This window comes from Methylibium sp. (assembly GCF_013817365.1).
Lineage (GTDB): Bacteria > Pseudomonadota > Gammaproteobacteria > Burkholderiales > Burkholderiaceae_C > Methylibium.
This window is the reverse complement of record NZ_JACDCU010000413.1, coordinates 1-3,560: the sequence shown is the minus strand read 5'-3', so window position 1 is coordinate 3,560 and position 3,560 is coordinate 1. Positions and strand designations below refer to the sequence as shown.

Genomic DNA, 3,560 nt, shown 5'->3' with positions numbered 1-3,560 from the left:
AGCACCTCGGCAAGAAGCCTGCGTTGACCGCGCTGCAGATCGAATCGGTGGACGCGGCGCAGTGGTTCATCGGCGCGCGCTCGCTGGCCGATCAAGGCCTGGCCAGCTTCCACGCCCAGATACAGGTAACCGAGGGCACGAACACCAAGGTCGAAAAGGCTGGTTTCGTGTCGGCCGTGCATGCCCTGCTCGCCGAGGCCCTGGGGTCGCTGCACCACGCCAGCTATGTGGTCGTGGAAGAAGTACCCGCCGACGCCTGGGGTTACGGCGGCCACACCCAGGAGCGCCGCTGGATCGCGCCGGACACGCCGGCGTCGCAGACCGCTACAGCGGCAGCTCGGTGAAATACCGCCCGCCGTGGAAGATCAGCGGCGTGGAGCCGGGCGTCACGCTGCAGCGTTCGACCTCGCCGACGAAGATGACATGGTCGCCTTCTTCGTACTGGCTGCGGTTGAAGCACTCGAACACCGCCGCCGCGCCGTCGAGCAGCGGTGCGCCGCTGGCGCCTTCGCTCCAGGCCACGCCGGCGAATCGGTCGATGGTCTTGCTGGCGAAGCGCTCGGCGAGCCGGCGCTGGCTGGCGGCCAGGATGTTGATGGCGTAGTGCGATCCGCGCGCAAAGGCCGGCATCGTGCCGGCCTTACTCGCCAGGCTCCACAACACCAGCGGCGGCGCCAGCGAGACGGAATTGAAGGAGTTGGCGGTCAGGCCGACGCATTCGCCGTCGGTGGTGCGGGCGGTCACGATGGTCACGCCGGTGGCGAACATGCCCAGCGCATCGCGAAAGTGCTGCACGGTGAAACTCGGCGCCAGCGCCTGGCGCACGGGCTTGGGCAAGGGAGGCGTCATGGCGTCCTGGCAGTCAGGCGCTGCCAGATCAGGCCGGCTCGGCCAGCAGCCGCGGCAGCTCGCCGCTGGCGATGAGGCGTTCGAGGTCCTGCGCGCCGCCGATGAGTTGCCCGCGCACGAACACCATCGGGAAGCTGGTCCAGCCGGTCCACATCTTCAGCGCCGTGCGCGGCCGCCAGCCGCTCACGTAGCTGCCGTATTCGAGGTAATGGTGGGCCTGCCCGGCGGCCGCGAGCGCCTTGCGGGCGCGCCGGCACCAGGGGTTGCCCGCCATGCCGATCACGAGCACGGGGTTGGAAGCCGCGGCAGCGCGCACGTTGTGGACGATGTCGGCATGCGCGTTGACGACCTGGTCACGGATCGCGGGGTGAAGCTGAGCTTCGTCGAGCACGGGGCGGGGCATCGGATCCTTCGTGGCGGGTTCGAGGCAGTGTCTCAGAGCGGCGCCATCGAGGCGCCGGCCTGCGCATCGACCTTGCCGGCCTCGGCATCGGCCAGCGCGCCCTGCGCCTCGTCGAGCGGCATCGCAGCCGGCGTGGCGCGGGCCAGCGCCATCCAGGCCGCGAAGGGCAGGCTCATCGAGCGCAGCGGCGCCGGGCGCAGACATTCGAGCGCACCGAAGCCAGCGCCGTCGGCACGGCGGCGCGCCACGATGACGCCGCATTCGGTCGGGACTTCGTCGGCCTCGGCGATGCCCTCGGCCAGCACGTAGCTGCAGCCGCCGGCCATCTGCAGGTAGGCCGCACGCTTGTCCGGCAGGCGCAGATCGGCCAGCAGATCGGCGCGCCTGACCTTGATCTCATGGACGAACGGCGCCAAGTAGGCCTCCACCGTGGTGTGCCGCACCGAATAGACATCCGGCATCGCCATCACCCACGCCTCGCCCGCCCACGCCCGCAGGCTCAGGCCGCGCCAGGCGATGCGCCCGGCGCGCTGCATCTCCAGCACCACGCGCTCGACCAGCGCCTCATGCAGGCTGAAGGCCGCGCGGTTGCGCTCGAGCGAGCGCGCCAGGTGCGCGATGCCGGCGGCGGTAAGGCGCAGCGTCTCGTGGCCGCTGGCAGCGAACACGCGCTCGACCAGGCCGGCGGCGAGCAGATCGATCTCGACCGCGTCGCACGCCGGCCAGCCGGCCGAGCGGTGGATGTCGCGCAGCCGCCGGGCATGCGCTCGCGGCAGGCCATCGTTCGAAGCGCGTGGGGCGGGGGTCATGGCACGCGGACTTTTGATCGGTCGGAAATGGTAGTGCGGGCGTGCCGGCGGTGACTGCGGTGCCAGCGTTGCCGGTGGTGCAGCCGGCATGGTCGGCGGTTGATGTCGTTCTCGCTCGCAGCCGAAATCAGAGCGCGCCGATGCGCGTGATCCCCGTTCGCGTCAGCACGTAAAGCGCGCCATCGTTGCCCACGCGCAAGTCCACCGGGTTGCCCGACACGCGGGCAAAAGCATAGGCGGCGCCGTCGTTGTCGAGATCGAGCCGGCCGACGAAGCTGCTGACGAAGTCCGCGAAGAAATAGTCTCCGCGATAGGCGGCGGGGAAGCTGCCCCCCGCTGGATAGAAGGCGCCGCCCGCGATGGAAGCGCCCGTGAAGAAGCCGCCCGGGCCGGAGCCGGCGGGGCTGGCATCGCCGCGCGCGTAGGCGAAGAGCGGTGCGGTCACGCCCGCCGTCACGCCGTCGGGCCCTTCGGAGGCGGGCCAGCCGTAGTCGGCACCGGCTGCACCCAGATTGATTTCCTCCCATCTGTTCGCACCGACGTCGTTGATGTGGATGCGCCCCGTGCCCGGCTGCACCGCGAAAGTGAAGGGATTGCGCAAGCCGTAAGCCCAGACGCGCGCATCGTTGAAGCCGCCGACGAAGGGGTTGTCGGCCGGGGCCGAGCCGTCCGTGCTGTCGATGCGCAGCAGCTTGCCGAAGGGCAGCGTGAGGTCCTGCGCCTGCACGCCGTTGGCGTTGTCGCCCACGCCCACGTAGAGCTTGCCGTCGGCGCCGAAATGCAGCGCGCCGCCGTTGTGGTTGGTGGCCGTGGAGAGGGTGGGCAGGTCGAGCAGCACGAACTCCAGGCCGGTCGCCACGTCGCCGCTCGCGACGAAGCGGCTGACCCGGTTGTGGATGCCGCCCTGCATCGTCGTGTAGTGCACGTACACGTAGCCGTTGGTCGCGAAGCCCGGATCGACGGCCACGCCGATGAGGCCGCGCTCGCCGATGCTGTTCACGTTCGTGAGCGTGACGAAGGGCGTCGGCAGCAGGCGGCCGTTCTTCACCACGCGCACGCGGCCGTCCTGCTCGGCGACGAGCAAACGGCCATCGGGCGTGAGCGCGAAGGCGCTGGCGGCGATCAGGCCGGTGACCCAGTCCTCTTCCAGACTGAAGCCGGCGGGGCGGTTGCGGCTGCCGCCGAAGGCCACCGTGGCGTTCGACCATGAGGAAAGGTTTCCGCTCGCATCGCGCGACCGGGCGCGCAGCACGTGCTGGCCGGAGGCGTAGGCGGTGGTGTCCAGCGTGGCGGCATACGGCGCGGTCGTGTCCGCGGGGCCGAGCGGCTCGCCGTCGACCTGGAACTCGACGCTGCTCACGCCGACGTCGTCGCTGGCGGTCGCTCGCAGCTCGATGCTGCCGCCGAGGTCGCGCGCGAAAGCGGCCGGCGCGGTGAGCGTGGCGCTGGGCACCGTCGGGTCGCCGCCCGCCGGCGGTGCATCGCCGTCGCCACCCCCG

At 70.8% G+C, this 3,560-nt stretch carries 5 protein-coding genes; 1 reads left to right on the top strand and 4 read right to left on the bottom strand.

Annotated features, from left to right (window positions below):
* Window positions 1-344: tautomerase family protein (locus tag H0W38_RS18765; protein ID WP_292456983.1), on the top strand; the 344-nt coding region annotated here is incomplete at its 5' end.
* On the opposite strand, the gene H0W38_RS18760 is transcribed toward H0W38_RS18765, so the two are convergent.
* The 4 genes from H0W38_RS18760 to H0W38_RS18745 form a co-directional block, all read right to left on the bottom strand.
* Window positions 325-849 (bottom strand): flavin reductase family protein, encoded by a 525-nt coding sequence (locus H0W38_RS18760; protein WP_292456980.1) that lies wholly within the window; start codon window positions 847-849, stop codon window positions 325-327. The genes H0W38_RS18765 and H0W38_RS18760 overlap by 20 nt on opposite strands.
* Before the next feature lie 28 nt (window positions 850-877).
* Window positions 878-1,252 carry a glutaredoxin gene (locus tag H0W38_RS18755; protein ID WP_292456977.1) on the bottom strand — a complete coding sequence of 125 codons (375 nt, stop codon included), beginning with the start codon at window positions 1,250-1,252 and terminating at the stop codon, window positions 878-880.
* Window positions 1,253-1,284: 32 nt separating this feature from the next.
* On the bottom strand, window positions 1,285-2,061 hold the full coding sequence (locus H0W38_RS18750; protein WP_292456974.1) for a hypothetical protein: 777 nt from the start codon (window positions 2,059-2,061) through the stop codon (window positions 1,285-1,287).
* A 127-nt stretch (window positions 2,062-2,188) separates the two neighbouring features.
* On the bottom strand, window positions 2,189-3,560 hold a 1,372-nt coding region (locus H0W38_RS18745; protein ID WP_292456970.1), incomplete at its 5' end, for a PQQ-dependent sugar dehydrogenase.

Coding starts and splice junctions, on each gene's coding strand:
- H0W38_RS18755 (WP_292456977.1), bottom strand. CDS start 1,252: ATGCCCCGCCCCGTGCTCGACGAAGCTCAGCTTCACCCCGCGATCCGT.
- H0W38_RS18750 (WP_292456974.1), bottom strand. CDS start 2,061: ATGACCCCCGCCCCACGCGCTTCGAACGATGGCCTGCCGCGAGCGCAT.
- H0W38_RS18760 (WP_292456980.1), bottom strand. CDS start 849: ATGACGCCTCCCTTGCCCAAGCCCGTGCGCCAGGCGCTGGCGCCGAGT.